This window comes from Streptomyces sp. NPDC059740 (genome assembly GCF_042733155.1).
Taxonomy (GTDB): domain Bacteria; phylum Actinomycetota; class Actinomycetes; order Streptomycetales; family Streptomycetaceae; genus Streptomyces.
Genome location: NZ_JBHWGP010000001.1, coordinates 554,504 through 573,956 on the forward strand (window position 1 = coordinate 554,504; position 19,453 = coordinate 573,956).

Annotated in this window: 18 protein-coding genes; 9 read left to right on the plus strand and 9 right to left on the minus strand. The window is 72.5% G+C overall.

All coding sequences use genetic code 11. From position 1 onward, the window contains the following. Positions 1-51: 51 nt before the first annotated feature. The 7 genes from pdhA to ACFV3R_RS02085 all read left to right on the plus strand — a co-directional run bounded on the left by pdhA (position 52) and on the right by ACFV3R_RS02085 (position 7,876). Positions 52-1,230: a pyruvate dehydrogenase (acetyl-transferring) E1 component subunit alpha gene (pdhA, locus tag ACFV3R_RS02055; protein WP_385573697.1), complete on the plus strand. Its 1,179-nt coding sequence runs from the start codon at positions 52-54 to the stop codon at positions 1,228-1,230. A 2-nt stretch (positions 1,231-1,232) separates the two neighbouring features. Further along, entirely contained in the window at positions 1,233-2,216 is a 984-nt protein-coding gene (locus ACFV3R_RS02060) for an alpha-ketoacid dehydrogenase subunit beta (RefSeq protein WP_385573700.1), read from the plus strand. A gap of 23 nt (positions 2,217-2,239) precedes the next feature. Then, positions 2,240-3,733 carry a dihydrolipoamide acetyltransferase family protein gene (locus tag ACFV3R_RS02065; RefSeq protein ID WP_385573703.1) on the plus strand — a complete coding sequence of 498 codons (1,494 nt, stop codon included), beginning with the start codon at positions 2,240-2,242 and terminating at the stop codon, positions 3,731-3,733. 140 nt (positions 3,734-3,873) lie between these two features. Further along, positions 3,874-4,374, plus strand: coding sequence for an NUDIX domain-containing protein (locus tag ACFV3R_RS02070; protein ID WP_385573707.1), 501 nt, complete (start codon positions 3,874-3,876; stop codon positions 4,372-4,374). A 265-nt stretch (positions 4,375-4,639) separates the two neighbouring features. Beyond that, positions 4,640-5,365, plus strand: a complete 726-nt coding sequence (locus tag ACFV3R_RS02075) for a transglycosylase family protein (RefSeq protein ID WP_385573710.1) — start codon at positions 4,640-4,642, stop codon at positions 5,363-5,365. A gap of 514 nt (positions 5,366-5,879) precedes the next feature. After that, positions 5,880-6,560: a GntR family transcriptional regulator gene (locus tag ACFV3R_RS02080; RefSeq protein WP_385573714.1), complete on the plus strand. Its 681-nt coding sequence runs from the start codon at positions 5,880-5,882 to the stop codon at positions 6,558-6,560. Next, positions 6,557-7,876, plus strand: a complete 1,320-nt coding sequence (locus tag ACFV3R_RS02085) for a nitrate/nitrite transporter (RefSeq protein ID WP_385573719.1) — start codon at positions 6,557-6,559, stop codon at positions 7,874-7,876. The genes ACFV3R_RS02080 and ACFV3R_RS02085 overlap by 4 nt, the downstream gene beginning before the upstream one ends. 105 nt (positions 7,877-7,981) lie before the next feature. Here ACFV3R_RS02085 and ACFV3R_RS02090 read toward each other — a convergent pair whose 3' ends face one another. From ACFV3R_RS02090 to ACFV3R_RS02100, 3 genes are all read right to left on the minus strand, one after another. After that, positions 7,982-8,803: a maleylpyruvate isomerase family mycothiol-dependent enzyme gene (locus tag ACFV3R_RS02090; RefSeq protein WP_385573724.1), complete on the minus strand. Its 822-nt coding sequence runs from the start codon at positions 8,801-8,803 to the stop codon at positions 7,982-7,984. Positions 8,804-9,138: 335 nt separating this feature from the next. Next, on the minus strand, positions 9,139-9,633 hold the full coding sequence (locus tag ACFV3R_RS02095) for an LURP-one-related/scramblase family protein (RefSeq protein WP_385573727.1): 495 nt from the start codon (positions 9,631-9,633) through the stop codon (positions 9,139-9,141). Positions 9,634-9,824: 191 nt separating this feature from the next. Further along, entirely contained in the window at positions 9,825-10,961 is a 1,137-nt protein-coding gene (locus tag ACFV3R_RS02100; protein ID WP_385573731.1) for an NADH:flavin oxidoreductase, read from the minus strand. A gap of 136 nt (positions 10,962-11,097) precedes the next feature. On the opposite strand from ACFV3R_RS02100, the gene ACFV3R_RS02105 reads away from it, so the two are divergent. Next, positions 11,098-13,062, plus strand: a complete 1,965-nt coding sequence (locus tag ACFV3R_RS02105; RefSeq protein ID WP_385573735.1) for an NHL domain-containing thioredoxin family protein — start codon at positions 11,098-11,100, stop codon at positions 13,060-13,062. A gap of 67 nt (positions 13,063-13,129) precedes the next feature. Here ACFV3R_RS02105 and ACFV3R_RS02110 read toward each other — a convergent pair whose 3' ends face one another. The 6 genes from ACFV3R_RS02110 to ACFV3R_RS02135 all read right to left on the minus strand — a co-directional run bounded on the left by ACFV3R_RS02110 (position 13,130) and on the right by ACFV3R_RS02135 (position 18,500). Further along, entirely contained in the window at positions 13,130-13,807 is a 678-nt protein-coding gene (locus ACFV3R_RS02110) for a DUF4232 domain-containing protein (protein WP_385573739.1), read from the minus strand. A gap of 363 nt (positions 13,808-14,170) precedes the next feature. Continuing rightward, positions 14,171-14,395 (minus strand): hypothetical protein, encoded by a 225-nt coding sequence (locus ACFV3R_RS02115; RefSeq protein ID WP_385573745.1) that lies wholly within the window; start codon positions 14,393-14,395, stop codon positions 14,171-14,173. Positions 14,396-14,535: 140 nt separating this feature from the next. After that, a complete protein-coding gene (locus ACFV3R_RS02120) occupies positions 14,536-15,828 on the minus strand; it encodes a M18 family aminopeptidase (protein ID WP_385573749.1) in 1,293 nt (430 codons plus the stop codon). Between the two features lie 99 nt (positions 15,829-15,927). After that, complete coding sequence (locus ACFV3R_RS02125; RefSeq protein ID WP_385573752.1) at positions 15,928-16,326, minus strand: type II toxin-antitoxin system death-on-curing family toxin; 399 nt, start codon at positions 16,324-16,326, stop codon at positions 15,928-15,930. After that, positions 16,323-16,523 (minus strand): hypothetical protein, encoded by a 201-nt coding sequence (locus ACFV3R_RS02130; protein ID WP_385573757.1) that lies wholly within the window; start codon positions 16,521-16,523, stop codon positions 16,323-16,325. The genes ACFV3R_RS02125 and ACFV3R_RS02130 overlap by 4 nt, the downstream gene beginning before the upstream one ends. Before the next feature lie 150 nt (positions 16,524-16,673). Then, positions 16,674-18,500 carry an acyl-CoA dehydrogenase gene (locus ACFV3R_RS02135; protein ID WP_385573760.1) on the minus strand — a complete coding sequence of 609 codons (1,827 nt, stop codon included), beginning with the start codon at positions 18,498-18,500 and terminating at the stop codon, positions 16,674-16,676. Positions 18,501-18,904: 404 nt separating this feature from the next. Between ACFV3R_RS02135 and ACFV3R_RS02140 the strand changes: the two genes are divergently transcribed. After that, positions 18,905-19,381: an SseB family protein gene (locus tag ACFV3R_RS02140; RefSeq protein WP_385573764.1), complete on the plus strand. Its 477-nt coding sequence runs from the start codon at positions 18,905-18,907 to the stop codon at positions 19,379-19,381. Positions 19,382-19,453 lie beyond the last annotated feature (72 nt).

The window sequence follows — 19,453 nt, forward strand, 5'->3', positions numbered from 1 at the left end:
CAACACGGCCACCGGTGGACCCCGGGGGCCGTACAGACGGAGGAGCAGCACGTGACCGTGGAGAGCACTGCCGCGCGGAAGACACCGCGACGCGGCGGCAAGCGCGCCGCAGCGAAGGGGTCGGCCCCGACCCCGGCGGCGGCCCAGGAGCAGGACCAGCTCGTCCAACTGCTGACCCCGCAGGGGCAGCGCGTCGAGCACCCGGAGTACAGCGTCGACCTGAGCCCCGCGGAGCTGCGCGGCCTGTACCGCGACATGGTGCTCACCCGGAAGTTCGACGGGGAGGCCACCACCCTGCAGCGCCAGGGCGAGCTCGGACTGTGGGCCTCGCTGCTGGGCCAGGAGGCGGCGCAGATCGGCTCCGGCCGGGCGCTGCACGATCAGGACTACGTCTTCCCCACCTACCGCGAGCACGGCGTCGCCTGGTGCCGCGGGGTGGACCCGACCAACCTGCTCGGCATGTTCCGCGGCGTGAACCACGGCGGCTGGGACCCCAACAGCAACAACTTCCACCTGTACACCATCGTGATCGGCTCGCAGACGCTGCACGCGACCGGCTACGCGATGGGCCTGCAGAAGGACAACGCGGACGCGGCCGTGATCGCCTACTTCGGCGACGGCGCCTCCAGCCAGGGCGACGTGGCGGAGTCCTTCACCTTCGCCGCGGTCTACAACGCGCCGGTGGTCTTCTTCTGCCAGAACAACCAGTGGGCGATCTCCGAGCCCACCGAGAAGCAGACCCGCGTCCCGCTCTACCAGCGGGCCCAGGGCTACGGCTTCCCCGGCGTGCGGGTCGACGGCAACGACGTGCTGGCCTGCCTCGCGGTGACGAAGGCGGCCCTGGAGCGGGCCCGGGCCGGCCAGGGCCCGATGCTGGTGGAGGCCTTCACCTACCGGATGGGCGCCCACACCACCTCCGACGACCCCTCGCGCTACCGCAGCCAGGAGGAGCAGGACGACTGGGCCGCCAAGGACCCCATCGCCCGCCTCAAGACCTACCTGCTGGCCGAGGGCGCCGTGGACGACGCCTTCCTCGCGGCGGTGGACGAGGAGGCCGAGGCGCTCGGCAGGCGGGTGCGCGAGGCGGTGCGCTCGATGCCCGACCCCGACGACATGGCGATCTTCGACAACGTGTACGCCGACGGGCACGCGCTGGTCGACGAGGAACGTGCACAGTTCGCCGCGTACCAGGCGTCCTTCGCCGACGCGGACTCCGCGGAGGTGAAGTGATCATGGCGGTCCTGGAGAAGACCACGATCGCGAAGGCGATCAACGCGTCCCTGCGGGCCTCCCTGGAGGCCGACCCGAAGGTCCTGGTCATGGGTGAGGACGTCGGCAAGCTCGGCGGCGTCTTCCGGGTCACCGACGGCCTGCAGAAGGACTTCGGCGAGGACCGGGTCATCGACACCCCGCTCGCCGAGTCCGGCATCGTCGGCACCGCCATCGGCTTGGCCCTGCGCGGCTACCGACCGGTGGTGGAGATCCAGTTCGACGGCTTCGTCTTCCCCGCGTACGACCAGATCGTCACGCAGCTCGCCAAGATGCACGCCCGCTCGCTCGGCACGGTCAAGCTGCCGGTCGTCATCCGCATCCCCTACGGCGGCGGCATCGGCGCGGTCGAGCACCACAGCGAGTCGCCGGAGGCGCTGTTCGCGCACGTCCCCGGCCTGAAGTGCGTCTCGCCCGCCAACCCCGAGGACGCCTACTGGATGCTCCAGCAGGCCATCTCCGGCGACGACCCGGTCATCTACTTCGAGCCCAAGCGCCGCTACCACGACAAGGGCCGCGTCGACACCGAGGCGATCCCCGCCCCGCTGCACGCCGCGAAGGTGGCGCGCGCCGGCACCGACCTCACCCTGGTGGCGTACGGCCCCATGGTGAAGACCTGCCTGGACGTCGCGAAGGTCGCCGAGGAGGAGGGGCGCTCGCTGGAGGTCCTGGACCTCCGCTCGATCTCGCCGCTGGACTTCGACGCGATCCAGGCCTCGGTGGAGCGCACCCGCCGCCTGGTCGTCGTCCACGAGGCGCCGGTCTTCCTCGGCTCGGGCGCGGAGATCGCCGCCCGCATCACCGAGCGCTGCTTCTACCACCTGGAGGCGCCCGTCCTGCGGGTCGGCGGCTTCCACAGCCCCTACCCGCCGTCACGGCTGGAGGACGAGTACCTGCCCGGGCTGGACCGGGTACTCGACGCAGTCGACCGCGCGCTGGCGTACTAGAGGGGGCTGAGAGAGTCATGACCATGACCGCGAGCACACAGGGCGCCCAGCGCGTCCGCGAGTTCAGGATGCCGGACGTCGGCGAGGGCCTCACCGAGGCGGAGATCCTCAAGTGGCACGTCGCCTCCGGCGACACCGTCACCGACGGCCAGATCGTCTGCGAGGTCGAGACCGCCAAGGCCGCCGTGGAGCTGCCCATCCCCTTCGACGGGGTGGTGCGCGACATCCGCTTCGACGAGGGCACCACGGTGGACGTCGGCACGGTGATCATCTCGGTGGACACCCGGCCCGGGGACGGGGACGAGGCAACCGCGGCTCCGGCCCCGGCCGCCGCCGAGGCCGGAGCCGAGGACGAGGACGCCGAGCCGCAGGGCCGCCAGGCCGTCCTGGTGGGCTACGGCGCCGCGCCCTCCTCCACCCGGCGCCGCCCGCGCCGTCAGCAGGCCGCGGGCGCCGGTTCGGCGGCCGTGCAGGCCGAGCTGAACGGCTCCCCGGACGCCCCGAAGGCCCCCGTGGCGCCCCCGGCGCCCGCCGTCGAGGCGCCCGCCCCGCAGGTCCCGGCGCCGGCCGCGCCTCCGGTCCAGGCGACCGGGGCCACCGGGGTACGGCCGCTGGCCAAGCCCCCGGTGCGCAAGCTGGCCAAGGACCTGGGCGTCGACCTGGCGTCCGTGGTGCCGACCGGCGCCGAGGGCGTCGTCACCCGCGAGGACGTCCACGCCGCCGCCCAGGCGCTGCGGGAGCCGGCACAGGCACCCGCGGCCGAGGCCGCCGCGTCCGGGCCGGGCACCGCCGCACCGCAGGGGGACCTCCTCGCCGCCCGGGAGACCCGGGTCCCGGTGAAGGGGGTCCGCAAGGCCACCGCGCAGGCCATGGTGGCGAGCGCCTTCACCGCCCCGCACGTCACGGAGTTCGTCACCGTGGACGTGACGCGGACGATGAAGCTGGTCCAGGAGCTCAAGCAGGACCCGGACATGGCGGGGCTGCGCGTCAACCCGCTGTTGCTGGTGGCCCGGGCCCTGCTGGTCGCGATCCGCCGCAACCCGGAGATCAACGCGGCCTGGGACGAGGAGAACCAGGAGATCGTCCGCAAGGACTACGTCAACCTGGGCATCGCCGCGGCCACGCCCCGCGGCCTGGTCGTCCCCAACATCAAGGACGCCGGCACCCTGACCCTGCCGCGGCTGGCGGCGGCCCTGGGCGACCTGGTGACGACGGCCCGCGAGGGGCGGACCGCCCCCGGCGACATGTCGGGCGGCACCGTCACCATCACCAACGTCGGCGTCTTCGGCGTCGACACCGGCACGCCCATCCTGAACCCGGGCGAGTCGGCGATCCTGGCCTTCGGCGCGGTCAAGCTGCAGCCCTGGGTCCACAAGGGCAAGGTCAAGCCGCGCCAGGTGACCACTCTGGCGCTCTCCTTCGACCACCGGCTGGTCGACGGCGAGCTGGGCTCGAAGGTCCTCGCCGACATCGCCGCGGTTCTGGAGCAGCCCAAGCGCCTCATCACCTGGGTGTGACAACCGCTGGACGTGAGAGCCCGCCCCCGGAAGGCCCCCCTTCCGGGGGCGGGGTCGTTCCGGTACCGGACGGCCTCCGTCCCCGCAGCGCGACGGCCCCGCGGCCCCCCGGGCCGACCGGGCCACTGTTGGATGGAGGCATGTCCGCAGCGAACGCCTCCCCCGAAACCACCCCCGACGCCGGTGGTGCCCCCGATCCCGCCCCCGCGCCTCAGCAGGCCACCGCGCCGCCCACCGCTCCCCTGCACTCGGTGGCCTGGCTCCACGTCCGTGCGGGCCGCCTGCTGAGCGTGCGCACCCGTGGCCGGGACGTCTTCTACCTGCCCGGCGGCAAGTACGAGGCCGGGGAGAGCGCCCCCGAGGCCCTCAGCCGCGAGCTGAGCGAGGAGCTCGGCCTCGTAGTCGACCCCGCCGACCTGGTCGAACGGTTCACGATCCACGACGTGGCGCACGGCCAGAACGGCCGGCCGCTGCGCATGACCTGCTTCGAGGGCGGCCCCGAGGACGTGTCCCCCGTCGTCGGCCGGGAGATCGCCGAGTACGCGTGGCTCGGCCCGGCCGACCGGGCCCGCTGCGCCCCCGCGGGCCGACAGGCCATCGAGCGGCTGGTGGCGGAAGGGCTCCTGGCGGTGGCGGACTGACCACGGTCCCGCCCCGGTCGCGTCCGGCCCGGTCCGTGGGGACTGCCCCACCGGCGGTCGGCTTGTCGGCTCCTCGTACCGGTCGCGGGTGTGCGGGGCGACCGGGCCCGTCATCCGTGACGTCCTGCTGCGCCGCGTGGGTGAAACACGCCGCGTACAGGTCTCAGGTGACAGACGGAAAAGCCTATTGACGGGTTTCTTGGGTGGGCGACCACCCGGGATGCGACCGCATTCCGGGCCGACCAGCCCGTCCAAGGAGCCCACCATGACGTCGTCCGTCCTGGAGCGGTCCCGCAGGTACGCCGCCCCCCTCGTTGCGGTGCTTGTGGCGCTGCTGTGCGCACTGGGCCTCGGCGGCACCGCCACCGCAGCACCGCACCGCGCGGGCCCCTCGGTCGACTGGTCACGTGTCGCGGACTGCGAGAGCAGCGGCCGGTGGGACATCAACACCGGCAACGGTTACTACGGCGGCCTCCAGATGGACCGGCAGACCTGGAAGGCCTACGGCGGCCACCAGTACGCTCCCCGCGCCGACCTCGCCACCCCGGCCGAGCAGATCGCGGTTGCCAACCGCATCGCCGCCGACCGGGGGGTCAGCGCCTGGCCCAACTGCGGACGGCTGGGACTCACGGGCTCGGACACAAGCAGTGGTCAGCCCTCGGTGCACGCCCCGCGCCCCCAGGCGCCGGCCGCCCCGCTGACCTCCGCCACCGACTCCTCCGGTGCCGGTTCCACCGTGGACTCCGAGCCGCCCTCGGCCTCGACCCGGGCCGCCGTCCCCTCCCGCTCGCTGCCCGCCCCGCAGAACCGCGCTGCCCAGGCCCACCGCAACGGGGACTACGTCGTGCAGCCCGGCGACTGCCTGTCGGTGATCGCCGAGCGGATGCACGTCAAGGGCGGTACGGCCGCACTCGTCGCCCTCAACCAGAGCAAGCTCCCCCAGGGCCCCGACCACATCTGGCCGGGACAGCACCTGCGACTGCACGCCTGAGGGCCCACCGGCCATCCCCCACTCACCACCTGAGGTCTCCCTTCCCGGGGCCGCCACCCGAGGCCCCCAGCGAAGCCACCCAGGACCTTCGCCGGAAGCCCTCCTCCCCAGAAGCCACCCGAATTCCAGAACCACCCGAAGTCCAGAACCACCCGACGTCCCAGAACCCGTCCGACGTCCCCCTCCGACTCCGGACGCCGACCGGCCTTCTCCGGCTTTCACCCGGCTTCCCCTCCGGACTCCCCCTCTCCCGGCCAGACAACGGCTGAGAGGACTCGCCTGCGGTGCCAGCGGTGACAGCGTTGCAGCGGTGACAGCGGTGACAGCGGTGCCAGCGTGACAGCGATGCCAGCGGTGACAGCGGTGACAGCGGTGGCAGCCGACGGTACGGGGGTGGTGCGCCGGGGGTGTGTGCGTCGCGGGTGCGACCTCTGCGCGGGCGGGTGAACCGGCAGCACCATCCGTCATACGGACTACCGGTGGTACGAAGAGCTGTTGTATCTATCCTGTACGCATGTCCACTCCCGCCACCTCCGCCGCCGCGCCCGTGGCACCGGTCAAACCGCCGCCCGCAGCCGAACGCGTCTACGCCCACGTCAAACAGGCCCTGCTCGACCGCCGGTACGAGGGCGGCATGCTGCTCACCGAAGGTGAGCTCGCCACCGCGGTGGGGGTCTCCCGGACACCCGTGCGCGAGGCACTGCTCCGGCTGGAGGTCGAGGGCCTCATCAAGCTGTACCCGAAGAAGGGCGCCATGGTCCTGCCGGTCTCCGCGCAGGAGATCGCCGACGTGGTCGACACGCGCCTGCTGGTGGAGGAGCACGCCGCGCGAAGGGCCGTACCCGCTGCCGAGTCGCTCCTGACGGAACTCGAAGCACGGCTCACCGAGATGCGGGACCACTCGGAGGCCGGCGACCTGGCCGCGGTGTCCGTCGCGGACCGTCACTTCCACGCCGCCCTCGTCCGCAGTGCGGGCAACCGCATCCTTGACCGCCTCTACGAGCAGCTGCGCGACCGGCAGCTCCGGATGGGGATCGCCGTGATGCACGCCCATCCCGACCGGATCGCCAAGAACATCACCGAGCACGGCGAGATCCTCCAGGCACTGCGGGACGGTGACGCGGAAGCCGCCGTGGACGCCGTCCACCGGCACGTGAGCTGGGTGCGTCATCTCGCCCGGGGGGAGGACCGATGAGCAACACCAGCACGACGCCGCCGTGCAGCCTGCCCGGTGACCCACCCGGTGGGCGCCGCGCGGTAGCGGTCTGGGGCATCGGCGTCGCCGTCTACTTCGTCGCCATCACCTACCGCACCAGCCTGGGGGTCGCCGGCCTCGACGCCGCCGCACGCTTCCACATCAACGCCTCGGCGCTGTCGACCTTCTCCATACTCCAGCTCCTGGTGTACGCGGGCATGCAGATACCCGTGGGCCTGCTGGTGGACCGCCTCGGCACCAAGCGGGTCCTGGTTCTCGGCATCGTGCTCTACACGGTGGGCCAGTTCGGCTTCGCCCTCGCCGCCTCCTACCCCGCCGCCCTCGTCTCGCGGGCCCTGCTCGGCTGCGGTGACGCGATGACGTTCATCAGCGTGCTGCGCCTGGGGTCACGCTGGTTCCCCGCACGGCGCGGCCCGATGGTCGCCCAGGTCGCCGCCTTGATCGGCATGGCGGGCAACCTCGTCTCCACGCTCGTACTGGCGCGCCTGCTGCACCAGTTGGGGTGGACCACCACCTTCGCGGGCAGTGCGGTCGGCGGACTGCTGGTCCTGGCCCTGGTGTTGCTCTTCCTCAAGGACCACCCGGAGGGGTACGCGCCGGCACCGGTCGAGCGCGCCACCCACGAGAAGGGTTACGTGCGCGGCCAGATCCTCGCCACCTGGCGGGAGCCGGGCTCCAGGATGGGGATGTGGGTGCACTTCACCACGCAGTTCCCGGCCATGGTGTTCCTGCTGCTCTGGGGCATGCCGTTCCTGGTGGAGTCCGAGGGCCTCTCCCGGGGCACGGCAGGCGAGTTGCTGACACTGATCGTGGTGTCCAACATGGTCGTAGGGCTCGTCTACGGCCAGGTCATCGCCCGCCACCACGCCGCCCGCACTCCGCTGGTGCTCGGCACCGTCGGCGCCACGGCGTTGATGTGGGCGATCGTGCTGGCCTGGCCCGGGGCGCACGCACCGATGTCCGTGCTGGTGGCGATGTGCGTGGTCCTCGGCGCCTGCGGTCCCGCCTCCATGATCGGCTTCGACTACGCCCGGCCGGCCAACCCTCCGGAGCGCCAGGGCACCGCCTCGGGCATCGTCAACATGGGCGGGTTCACCGCGTCGATGACGACGCTCCTCGCGGTGGGCCTCCTCCTCGACGCCACCGGCGACAACTACCACCTGGCGTTCCTCGTGGTGTTCGTGCTCCAGGCACTCGGCGTCGGCCAGGTCCTGCGGCTGCGCCCGCAGGCCGCCCGCCGCGAGCGGGAGCGGATCGTGGCCAGCCGCGTGGAGACCGTGCACGTGCCCGCCTGAACGCCCGGCGCCGGCGCGGAGGTTGCTCCTCCGCGCCGGCCCGGCACACCGCCCCGCGACCGTCCTCCGCGCCTCCGCCCGGCCGGGCGGGCGCGGGACGGGCCGTCACGGCGTGACGGCGAAGTTCTCCAGGATCGCGGCGCAGAGGGCCTCGTCACCGTCGCACTTGACCTGGTCGGTCACCGCGGCTGCACGCACCCGCCCCGCCGCCAGACGCCCGTAGGTCTCCCAGTCGGTGGTGATGGTGGCCAGCGGGCCGAGGGAGACGCTGCCGTCGATGGTGCCGTTTCCCTGCTCGTCCACGCGCACGGTGCGCATGAACTCCACCGGGCCGCTCACGTCGAAGACGACTGCCGAACCGGCCGGTGCACCGGCGTCCTTGGCGACGACCTTGGGCAGGCCGCGCAGGAAGGTGTCCCGTGCCACGTAGGCACCGGGGGAGTCGAGGCTGCCGGGCTTGCCCAACGCCCGGCGAAGGTCCTGTTCGTGCACCCACACGTCGAAGGCGCGCAGCCACAGCGCCTCCTCAAGCGTCCGCTCCCCGATGGGGCTGCGCACCACGGCGTCCGGCGCGCGCTTCTCCTCACGCAGCTGACGGGACCGGCGGATGACGGTGTACTCCAGCTCGGCCAGCATCTCGGGGGCGGTGTGGTGCCGGCGGACGTCGACCTGCACCTCCATGTAGCGGGCGAACTCGCTGCGGACGTGGTAGAGGTCGCGGGGCAGGCTGTGTATGGGCCGCGGGTCGCCGAGCGCCTCGCACTCCAACCCGATGATGTGGGAGACGACATCGCGTATGGACCACCCGGGGCAGTCCGTTGCCCGGTTCCACTCCGGCTCGGCAAGCGGTGTCACCAACTCGGTGACCGCCTCGATGGAGTGGGTCCAGGCGTCGATGGAGGACTGGAGGCTTGGGTGGACGGTCACGGGACCCCTCGGACGGTTCGTACGCGGGCTGCTTCTGTGCAGTTAAGTTACGCTCCGCACGGGCACCCCGGCAGTGCTTTCGGACGACCATCGTAGGCAGTTCCGCGCAGGAGCCGGGCACCAGGCGGTCGGGCGGTGGTAGTGTGCGCGCCTTTCCCGGCCGGGCCGGGCCGGCGGGCGACGGCCCGCGGGCCGCGGCCGGCCCACCGGGGAGGGGTGGAAGCGAACCCCCGGACGCGGCAGCGGAGTCGGCGCCCGCGCGGGCCGCGACCGCAGGTCCGCAGCCGCCCGCGGTCGTCCGCCGCCCCCGTGGTGAGCCGGGGGTGCCCGCCCGGTCAGTCGTCCTCGTGCTCCCGTTCGGCGAGCCGGATCACGCAGACCGCGACGGCGATCAGCAGTGAGGGATCGGCGTCCTCCCGGACCACGTTGACCCCGTAGGCGTCCCGCAGGCTCAGCCAGCGGCGGGAGATCTCGGCGAGCAGCTCCCCGTCGTACTCGACCGCGAACTCCCGGTCCAGGACGGAGCCGCTGACGTCCAGCTCGGTGCCGTCGACCAGCTCCACGCGGTAGTGGTTGCGCAGCAGCGAGAGCCGCTTGCGGCGGATGGTCGCCAGTTCCTCCCCGCCGCGTTCGATGACCATGGTGTCGCGCAGCGCGAACCACTTCTTGTGGATGGTGATCAGGACGCGGCCGTCGGCGTCCTTCATCTCGAAGGTCTCGCGCAGCCGCAGCGCCTTGCCGTCCACGAGGTAGACGTGGCGGCCGTGTTCGTCGTCGATCCAGTAGTCGTCGCCGATGCCGAAGATGCGGTCGTGTACCTGGAATCTCATGCCCGGATACTGCCCCCATCCGGCCGCGACGTGCGTCCGGCGCAGCGGATCACCGCGAAGTGTCCCCGGTCCGTCCACGCCGTGGTGACGCGGACGGGCCTGTCCGGGCGCCCGCGGGGCCCGGCCGTGGGGCGACGCGGCCCCCGCCCGGCCGGGCCCGTACGCACCGGCCCCACTCGGCTCGATGCGGCTCAGCTCAGGGCGGCGAGCACCTCGCGGGAGAAGGCGGTGATGTCCTCGGCGCGGCCGTCCCGCACCTTCGCCGCCCACTCGGGGTCGGCCAGCAGTCCGCGGCCGATGGCGACCAGGTCGAACTCGTCCCGCTCCAGGCGCTCCAGCAGCGGTGCGATGTCGGAGCGCGAGGAGGGGTGGCCGGCGAAGGAGGAGGTGAAGGTGTTGTCCAGGCCGACCGAACCGACGGTGATGGTCGGCTTGGCGGTGAGCTTCTTGACCCAGCCGGCGAGGTTGAGGTCGGTGTCGCCCTCGAACTCCGGCAGCCAGTACCGGCGCGTGGAGGCGTGGAAGACGTCCACCCCCGCGTCGACCAGCGGGGTGAGCAGGGCGTCGAGCTCCTGCGGGGTCTGCGCCAGCTTCGCCTGGTAGTCGCTCTGCTTCCACTGCGAGAGCCGCAGCACCACCGGGAAGGACGGCGAGACCTTCTCCCGCACGGCCGCGACGATCTCGGCGAGGAAGCGGGTGCGGGCCACCAGGTCGCCGCCGTAGGAGTCGGTGCGCCGGTTGGTCACGCTCCACAGGAACTGGTCGAGCAGGTAGCCGTGGGCGCCGTGCAGCTCCACACCGTCGAAGCCGCGCTGCTGGGCCTCGGCCGCGGCGGTGGCGAAGGCCGCGATGATCTCGTCGAGGTCGGCACCGGTCAGGGTGGAGCGCTCGTCACCCAGCGGGGTGCCGTCCAGCGCCAGCCCCGACGGGCCGACGACGGGTGCCTCCACCACGGGCGGGGCGCCGGCGGCGCGGGCGGCGCCCACGTGCCACAGCTGCGGCATGATGCGCCCGCCCGCGGCGTGCACGGCGCGCACCACGTTCTCCCAGCCGGCGAGCGCGTCCTCGCCGTGGAACCGGGGCACGCGGTCGCTGGTGCCGGCCGAGGCGTGGTCCACGTAGGTGCCCTCGGTGATGATCAGCCCGGTGCCGCCGGCGGCGCGGCGGGCGTAGTACTCCGCGACGTCCTGACCGGGTACGCCACCGGGGGAGAACTCGCGGGTCATCGGCGCCATCACGACCCGGTTGGGGAGCTCGAGCTCACCGATGGAGAAGGGGCGGAAGAGCGGCTGCACGGCGACGGGTTCGGCAGGTGTGGCGGTGGTCACGGGGGACTCCTCGGGTCGGGATGCCCTTGGCAACGCCGCGACGTGCCCCCGCTATTTCGCGCAGCGGGCCCCGGCCGCGGTTTCGTGGCGGAGGTCACGGGGCGGGCGGGGGACGCAGGGATGGCACCCTTGAAAGATGAACGATCCCGCGCCCACCCCCGCGCCCGCGTCCCCGCGCCGTACCCGTGTCCGTGCCCCCGAGCTGATCGGCAAGGGCGGCTGGCTGAACACCGGGGGTAAGAACCTCACCCTGTCCGACCTGCGTGGACGCGTGGTCCTGCTCGACTTCTGGACCTTCTGCTGCGTGAACTGCCTGCACGTCCTGGACGAGCTGCGGGAGCTGGAGGAGCGGCACAGCGACACGGTGGTGACCGTCGGGGTCCACTCGCCGAAGTTCGTGCACGAGGCGGAGCACCAGGCCGTGGTGGACGCGGTGGAGCGGTACGGCGTCGAGCACCCGGTGCTGGACGACCCGGAGCTGGCCACCTGGAAGGCGTACGCGGTCCGGGCCTGGCCGACGCTGGTCGTGATCGACCCCGAGGGGTACGTCGTCGCCCAGCACGCGGGTGAGGGGCACGCCCACGCCATCGAGGCGCTCGTCGCCGAGCTGGAGGCGGAGCACGAGGCCAAGGGCACGCTGCGGCGCGGCGACGGCCCGTACGTGCCGCCGGAGCCGGTCGCCACCGACCTGCGTTTCCCCGGCAAGGCCCTGCGGCTGCCCGGCGGCAACCTCCTGGTCTCGGACACCACCCGCCACCAGCTCGTGGAGCTCGCGGCGGACGGCGAGAGCGTGGTGCGGCGGATCGGGGACGGCGGGCGGGGGTTCGTCGACGGCCCCGCCGCAACCGCCCGCTTCCAGGAGCCGCAGGGCCTCGCGCTGCTCCCGGCCGAGGAGGGCGGTGCGGCGCGGACCGTGGTCGTCGCGGACACCGTCAACCACGCGCTGCGCACCTACGACCTGGTCACTGGTGAGGTCGCGACGGTGGCGGGCACCGGCCGGCAGTGGTGGCAGGGCTCCCCGACGACGGGCGCCGCCCGCGAGGTCGACCTCTCCTCCCCCTGGGACGTCGCGGTCTTCGAGGACCGCGTCTGGATCGCCATGGCCGGTGTCCACCAGCTGTGGACCTGGGACCCGGACCTCGGCACCGTCGCCGTCGCGGCGGGCACCACCAACGAGGGGCTGGTAGACGGCCCGGCCGACGAGGCGTGGTTCGCGCAGCCCTCGGGGCTCGCCGCCGCCGGGGACCGGCTGTGGGTCGCCGACTCCGAGACCAGCGCGGTGCGCTGGATCGACCGCCGGCCCGAGCGGGAGACCGGCTCCGACGCTCCCGGGGCGGGCCCGGGTGCCCCCAGCGCGGGCGGGGCGGCCCGCGGTTCCGGGTACTTCGTCCACACCGCCGTCGGCACCGGGCTCTTCGACTTCGGCCACCGGGACGGCGAGGCGGGGCAGGCACTGCTCCAGCACCCGCTGGGCGTCACGGCGCTGCCCGACGGCTCGGTTGCGGTCGCCGACACCTACAACCACGCGCTGCGCCGCTACGACCCCGCCACCGGCGAGGTGACCACCCTCGCCACCGACCTGCGCGAGCCCTCGGACGCCGTGCTGGTGGCGGGGGACGGGCCCGGCGCGGTGCCGGAGATCGTCGTGGTGGAGTCGGCGCGGCACCGGCTGACCCGGCTGCGCCTGCCCGAGGAGGCGGTGGCCGTGGACGCCGTCGCGCACCGCACCCAGCGCGCCGCCACCGAGGTGGCCCCCGGCACGCTCAGCCTCGACGTGGTCTTCCAGGCGCCGGCCGGCCAGAAGCTGGACGACCGCTACGGCCCGTCCACGCGTCTGCTGGTCAGCTCGACCCCGCCCGAGCTGCTGGCCGAGGGGGCCGGCACCGGCACCGACCTCTTCCGCGAGCTGCGGCTGGCCGAGGGCGTCACCGAGGGCGTACTGCACGTCTCGGCGATGGCGGCCTCCTGCGACGACGCACCGGAGATCGAGTACCCGGCCTGCCACGTCCACCAGCAGGACTGGGGCGTGCCGGTGCGGGTCACGCCCGGCGGGACGGGCCGGCTGGCGCTGGTGCTGGCGGGGATGGACGCGCGCTCGTGATCAATACACCTGGAGGTGCCGCTCACGCCTCCCGGGCGGCCGACTCGGGAGGCACGGGGGCGTCGGCTCAGCCGAGGTCGTAACCGAGCGCCCGGTAGCGGGAGTTGGTCCACCAGGTCAGCTTCGGGGTCCCGAGGACGCGGAAGCTGAACTCGTTCTGGTCGACCTTGGTGTGTGTGATCATCTCGTCGTCGCGGTCCCCGAGGTCCAACTCAGCGGTGTAGTGGGCCGAGTCGATGAGGGTGCCCTTCGTGGAGCCGGCCGGTTCGACGCGGAAGACCGCGTACGCACGGGAGTTGGGCCTCACGGTGACGCTGCCGTGCCCCAGGAACGGCTTGTTGACGTCCGCGGCGGGCAGCGGGTGCCGCGGTGCGGAGTCGGGGGTGCCCTTCTTCACGAAGGCGAGCAGCGGCCGCCATTCCAGCCGGCAGGTGCGGCTGGAGCGGTTGCGCGCGGTGAGCAGCATGCGGGTGTCGCCGTCCTCTCCCTTGACCGACGAGAGATACGGGCGCATCAGCGAGCAGCGGCCTATCGAGGACGCGCTCGTCGTGCGGCTCGGGGTCGGCGTCGCCGGTGTGCTCGTGCGGTGCCTGCCGATGCGGTACTTGCTGGAGGAGGTGGAGTGCGAACGGCTGCGTGAGGTGTGGTGGGTGCAGCCCGTCAGCACGAGCGTGGCGCACAGGCCGGCGCTCAGCGCGGCGAGCGCGGCGGGACGGGTACGGGTGCGGCGATCTCGGCTGGTCATCTCTTCCCCCTGGGCGGTACGCGGACGGCGCGGACCGGTCTGCCCGGCGCCGAGCGGTCCCCCACGATAGTCAGCGGAGCGCCGGCGTTCTGGGGAGAGTGCGGGGGTGCGGTGAACATCCGGTGACGGGTGACAGCGCGAGGTCGGTGGCGGCCCGCCCGGGGGCGGAAAGGGCCGCCTGCCACGGGCGGTGTGACGTCGACGGACCGCAGGGCTCTGGGGGGCTTGTCCCACGCTCGGCGGGCCGCGGAATCTTCGGCAGCATCCGAGGCCGCCCCGGCGGGTTGCGCGGGGCGGCCTCGGATGCTGCCGTGGGCGTGGGCCCACCGCGCCGCCAGGTGGCACCGGGCAGGGGAGGGCGGCTCACCGGTAGAAGCGGTGGTCCTCCTCGACCACCGGTGCCGCGGGGCTCGGCGGCTGCATGCGCCGGCGCTTGAAGATGCTGATGTACGAGGCGATGCCGATGATGCCCACGGCCATCAGGATCACCCCGACCAGGTGGATGTTGATACCGGCCAAGTGCCAGTCCACTGCGAACGTGAGGATCGCGCCTATTCCGAGCAGACCGATGCACCATCCCATGCCCATTGGATCGCGCCTCCCACACTGTCGTTGGCTTGTCGGGCCGTCGCGGACCGTGTACCCGAGGCGAAGCCGGTCATTCGGTGCGGGTGCTGAGGCGATGAGCCGTCACCACCCGCACCGGCCGGGCATGGTGCGAGGACGCCTCAGTCGGTGAGGAAGGCCGCCAGCGCCGAGGCGAGGTGGCCGGGGTCGTCGGCACCGCACAGTTCGCGCACGGAGTGCATGGAGAGGATGGCGACGCCGACGTCGACCGTGGCGATGCCGTGCCGGGCGGCGGTGATGGGGCCGATGGTGGTGCCGCACGGGACGGTGTTGTTCGAGACGAAGGTCTGCCACGGCACCCCGGCCCGCTCGCAGGCCCGGGCGAACACCGCGCGCCCGCTGCTGTCGGTGGCGTACCGCTGGTTGACGTTGACCTTCAGGATCGGGCCGCCGTTGGGGGCCGGGTGGTGGCCGGGCTCGTGCCGCTCGGGGTAGTTGGGGTGGACGGCGTGCCCGGTGTCGGAGGAGAGGCAGACCGAGCCGGCCAACGCGCGGGCCCGGTCCTCCAGGGTGCCGCCGCGGCTGAGGACGGAACGCTCCAGGACGTTGCCGAGCAGCGGGCCGTCGGCGCCGGTGTCGGACTGGCTGCCGGTCTCCTCGTGGTCGAAGGCGGCGAGGACCGGCACGTACGACAGGTCGGTCCCGCGGGCGACGGCGGCCAGCAGGGCGGTGGTGCCGGCGTGCACGGACAGCAGGTTGTCCATGCGGGGCCCGGCGACCAGTTCGCGGTCGCGGCCGAGGTGGGCGGGCGCCTCGACGCTGTGCAGCATCAGGTCCCAGCCGCGGACGGCGGCGGCGTCCAGGCCGGCCTCCTGCGCGGCGAAGGAGAGGATGTCGCCCTCGGTGGCCTCGCCCAGGCCCCAGACGGGCGCAAGGTGGCGCTGCCGGTCCAGTTTCAGGCCTTCGTTGGTCGACCGGTCCAAGTGGATGGCCAGTTGCGGCACCCGGGCCAGGGGACGGTCGACGTGGACGAGGTGGTCGCTGCCGTCGGCGAGGGTGACCCGTCCGCTCAGGCCCAGGTCCCGGTCGAGCCAGGAGTTCAGCAGCGGTCCGCCGTAGATCTCGACGGCGAGCTGCCGCCAGCCGAAGGAGCCGGCGTCGGGGATCGGCTTGAGCCGCAGGTTGGGGGAGTCGGTGTGGGCGCCGACGATCCGGAACGGCGTGGCGGGGTCCGCGCCCTCCGGGACGTACCAGGCGATGACCGAACCGCCGCGCGTCACGTACCGGCCGCCGGCCTCGCCGTCCCAGGCGTCGGTCTCGGCGACCCGACGGAACCCGGCCCGCTCCAGCCGGTCGGCCACGTTCGCCACCGCGTGGTACGGGGAGGGGCTGGCGGCGAGGAAGGAGATCAGGTCATCGGAGTGGCCGCGGTCGAAGCGGAGGTCTGCGCTCATGGTGGCCAGCATAAGGAGCGGGCCCCGGCCGGCCGGGAGGGTGCGGGCACAGCGCCCGGCCGCAGCGCCGGGTACCCTCCGGCCCGGTGGAGCCCGCGGTCAGTCGGTCACGCCCCACCCGCGGAGCCGGTGCGCGATCTCGGGGACGTCGAGCTCTCCGCGCGCGACCTCCAGGACGAACTCGCCCTCGGTCACCGGGTCGGGTGCCTTGAGGACGACGTCGTTCATGTAGAGCATGACCAGGCAACTCGCCCAGGCCGTCCGTTTGTTGCCGTCCACCAGGGCGTGGTTGCGGGCCAGGGAGTGGAGCAGGGCAGCGGCCTTCTCGGCCAGTCGCGGGTAGACCTCGCTGCCGAAGACGTCGGTGCGGGGACGTTCCACCGCCGCGGCGAGCAGGCCGGCGTCGCGGACCCCGGGGGCCACCCCGAGGACGTCCTCGGCGAGTTGGAGGACCTCCTCCAGCTCCAGGTACGTGGTGTGTCCCCGGGTGTGCGTCACTTGTCCGCCAGGTAGGAGAAGGTCTCGGCGTGGTCCCGCAGCACCCGGGTCCTGGCGCGGTCGAACCGCGTCGTGCGGTCGCTGAGGTAGAGCCGCAGGGCGTCCCGGGCGATCTCCTGCTTGGAGCGGCCTTCAGCCTCCGCGCGGGCCGCCAGCAGCGCTTCCTCTTCTTCACTGAGTCGCATGGTCCAGGCCATGAGCCCATGATACCGGCCTTGATACCAGTCACCGCCCCGCCGGAAACCCCACACCCCACGCCCCCAAGCACAAGGCCCGCCCCGCCGGAGGTTTCCGGGGGACGGGCCGGTGCGCAGGCGTCTCGCGCCCGCACGGTCAGCGTGGACGGCTCAGAACGAGGCCTCGTCCAGCTCCATCAGCGACTGGTCGACGCTCTCGGCCAGGCCGCGCTCGACCGCGACGTGCGGCAGGACGGTGTGGGCGAAGAACTTCGCCGCGGCGATCTTGCCGGCGTAGAACGCCTTGTCCTTGGCGTTCGCGCTTCCGATCTTCTCCTGGGCGACGGCGGCACCGCGCAGCAGCAGGTAGCCGATGACGACGTCGCCGGAGGCCAGCAGGAGGCGGGTGGTGTTCAGGCCCACCTTGTAGATCGACTTCACGTCGTTCTCGGTGGCGGCCAGGTCGGTCAGCATGGCGCCGACGATGCCCTCCAGGTCGGCGGCGGCCTTCGCCAGCTCGCCGCGGGCCTGCTCCAGCTCCTCGCCGCCGGTGTTCTGCGCGAGGAACTTCTTGATCTCCTCGGAGACGACGGTGAGCGCCTGGCCCTGGTCCCGGACGATCTTCCGGAAGAAGTAGTCCTGGCCCTGGATGGCCGTGGTGCCCTCGTAGAGAGTGTCGATCTTGGCGTCCCGGATGTACTGCTCGATCGGGTACTCCTGGAGGTACCCGGAGCCGCCGAAGGTCTGCAGCGACTGGGCGAGCTGCTCGTAGGACTTCTCCGAGCCGTAGCCCTTGACGATCGGGAGCAGCAGGTCGTTCAGGCGGTGGGCCGCGGAGGCGTCCTCACCGGCGGACTCCTTGGCGAGGATCTCGTCCTGGACGGTCGCGGTGTAGAGGACGAGGGCGCGCATGCCCTCCGCGTACGCCTTCTGCGTCATCAGCGAGCGGCGCACGTCGGGGTGGTGGGTGATGGTGACGCGCGGGGCCGTCTTGTCGGTGAAGGCGGCGAGGTCCGGGCCCTGGACGCGCTCCTTGGCGTACTCCAGCGCGTTGAGGTAGCCGGTGGAGAGGGTGGCGATGGCCTTCGTGCCGACCATCATCCGCGCGAACTCGATGATCTTGAACATCTGGCGGATGCCGTCGTGCTTCTCGCCCAGCAGCCAGCCCTTGGCCGGGTGACGCTCGCCGAAGGTCATCTCGCAGGTGTTGGAGACCCGCAGGCCCATCTTGTGCTCGACGTTGGTGGCGTAGACGCCGTTGCGCTCGCCGAGCTCGCCGGTCTCCCAGTCGAAGTCGTACTTCGGCACGATGAACAGGCTCAGGCCCTTGGTGCCCGGGCCCGCGCCCTCGGGGCGGGCGAGGACGAAGTGCACGATGTTCTCGGACATGTCGTGCTCACCGGAGGTGATGAACCGCTTCACGCCCTCGATGTGCCAGGTGCCGTCCGGCTGCTGCACGGCCTTGGTGCGGCCCGCGCCCACGTCGGAGCCGGCGTCGGGCTCGGTGAGCACCATGGTGGAGCCCCAGAGCCGGTCGACCATCAGCTGGGCGATCTTGTGCTGCTCCTCGGTGCCCTCCTCGTGCAGGACGCCCGCGAAGGCGGGGCCGGAGGCGTACATCCACACCGCCGGGTTGGCGCCCAGCACCGTCTCGGCGAAGGCCCAGAGCAGGGAGCGGGGGGCGGTGGTGCCGCCGATGGCCTCCGGGATGCCCAGCCGCCACCACTCGGCGTCCATGTACGCCCGGTAGCTCTTCTTGAAGCTCTCGGGGACGGGGGCGGTGTTGGTGGTCGGGTCGAAGACCGGTGCGTTGCGGTCGGCGTCGGCGAAGGACGCGGCCAGCTCGTTCTCGGCGAGCCGGGCGGTCTCCGCGAGCACGCTCTTGGCGGTGTCGACGTCCATCTCCGCGAACGGTCCGGTGCCGTACACGCTGTCGCGGCCGAGCACCTCGAAGAGGTTGAACTCGATGTCGCGGAGATTCGACTTGTAGTGGCCCATGGCGAACGACTCCGTAGGGATCCGAGGGGAGACGAGGAAGAGGGGGTTGGACGAAGGACAGGCGTGGTGCCGGCCTGCCGGTGGTGCGGCTGTCGGTCCCGTCAGTCCTGCCGACCCGGTACCGGGAAGTAGCAGTAGCTGTCGTTCATGATGCTACCCGTCGGTAATAAGAAGCAACCCTTGCCCCCGGGGTGTGAGCGGATCGTCTCGGGCGGGGCGTGGGGCAGAGCCCGGGTGACGGGTGCCGGGGGCCGGGCCCGGGGTGGTCGCCGGGCCCGGTCGGCCGCGCGGTGGCCGGAAGGGGTGGCCCGGCTGTCCGGAAAGTGGTGTTTCCGCTGCCCGGCGCCGCCCTGGGGTGCGGACCGTGGGCCCCGCGGGGCGGCGAGTTGACTACTCTGTGATCCATGTACGGCTACGACTCCCACGCGGGCGCGGGGCAGGGATACGGCGCGCCACCCCCGCCGCAGCAGCCCCCGGCCCAGGGCGGTTACGGCGCCCAGCCGCCGCTGTACCCGGAGCCGTCCCCGCCCTCGCTGGCCGACGCCGTACGGGCCTTCACCACCGGCTCGATGTCCGCCGAGGACTTCCAGGGCATCTTCTCGACCTCGCGCGTCTACTGCCCGCGCGGTGACACCCCCGGTTTCCTGGCGCTGCACAACACCCAGCAGCCGGTCATCCCGATGTTCACCTCGCTCAAGGAGCTGCGTCGGTACGCCGGCAAGGACTCCAAGTACTTCGTGATCACGGGGGCCGAGGTCCTCGACCTGCTGCCCACCGGCTACGGCTTCGTCCTGGACATGGACGGCGAGCACCGCATGGTCTTCGACGCGCAGGCCGTGGAGCAGATGGTCGACTACGCCATGCGGACGATGTACGGCTGAGCCCGCCGGCAGGCTGCATCCCGGCCCGTGCCGGCCGGGGGTGACGGTCCCGTCCACGGTCACGCCCTCACC

Excerpts from the sequence above, each read along its gene's own strand:
- ACFV3R_RS02115 (WP_385573745.1), bottom strand. The coding sequence starts at position 14,395 with ATGGGCATGGGATGGTGCATCGGTCTGCTCGGAATAGGCGCGATCCTC.
- ACFV3R_RS02105 (WP_385573735.1), top strand. The coding sequence starts at position 11,098 with ATGAACGATCCCGCGCCCACCCCCGCGCCCGCGTCCCCGCGCCGTACC.
- ACFV3R_RS02075 (WP_385573710.1), top strand. The coding sequence starts at position 4,640 with ATGACGTCGTCCGTCCTGGAGCGGTCCCGCAGGTACGCCGCCCCCCTC.
- ACFV3R_RS02065 (WP_385573703.1), top strand. The coding sequence starts at position 2,240 with ATGACCGCGAGCACACAGGGCGCCCAGCGCGTCCGCGAGTTCAGGATG.
- ACFV3R_RS02080 (WP_385573714.1), top strand. The coding sequence starts at position 5,880 with ATGTCCACTCCCGCCACCTCCGCCGCCGCGCCCGTGGCACCGGTCAAA.
- ACFV3R_RS02130 (WP_385573757.1), bottom strand. The coding sequence starts at position 16,523 with ATGGCCTGGACCATGCGACTCAGTGAAGAAGAGGAAGCGCTGCTGGCG.
- ACFV3R_RS02135 (WP_385573760.1), bottom strand. The coding sequence starts at position 18,500 with ATGGGCCACTACAAGTCGAATCTCCGCGACATCGAGTTCAACCTCTTC.
- ACFV3R_RS02085 (WP_385573719.1), top strand. The coding sequence starts at position 6,557 with ATGAGCAACACCAGCACGACGCCGCCGTGCAGCCTGCCCGGTGACCCA.
- ACFV3R_RS02095 (WP_385573727.1), bottom strand. The coding sequence starts at position 9,633 with ATGAGATTCCAGGTACACGACCGCATCTTCGGCATCGGCGACGACTAC.
- ACFV3R_RS02120 (WP_385573749.1), bottom strand. The coding sequence starts at position 15,828 with ATGAGCGCAGACCTCCGCTTCGACCGCGGCCACTCCGATGACCTGATC.
- ACFV3R_RS02110 (WP_385573739.1), bottom strand. The coding sequence starts at position 13,807 with ATGACCAGCCGAGATCGCCGCACCCGTACCCGTCCCGCCGCGCTCGCC.
- ACFV3R_RS02060 (WP_385573700.1), top strand. The coding sequence starts at position 1,233 with ATGGCGGTCCTGGAGAAGACCACGATCGCGAAGGCGATCAACGCGTCC.
- ACFV3R_RS02140 (WP_385573764.1), top strand. The coding sequence starts at position 18,905 with ATGTACGGCTACGACTCCCACGCGGGCGCGGGGCAGGGATACGGCGCG.
- ACFV3R_RS02070 (WP_385573707.1), top strand. The coding sequence starts at position 3,874 with ATGTCCGCAGCGAACGCCTCCCCCGAAACCACCCCCGACGCCGGTGGT.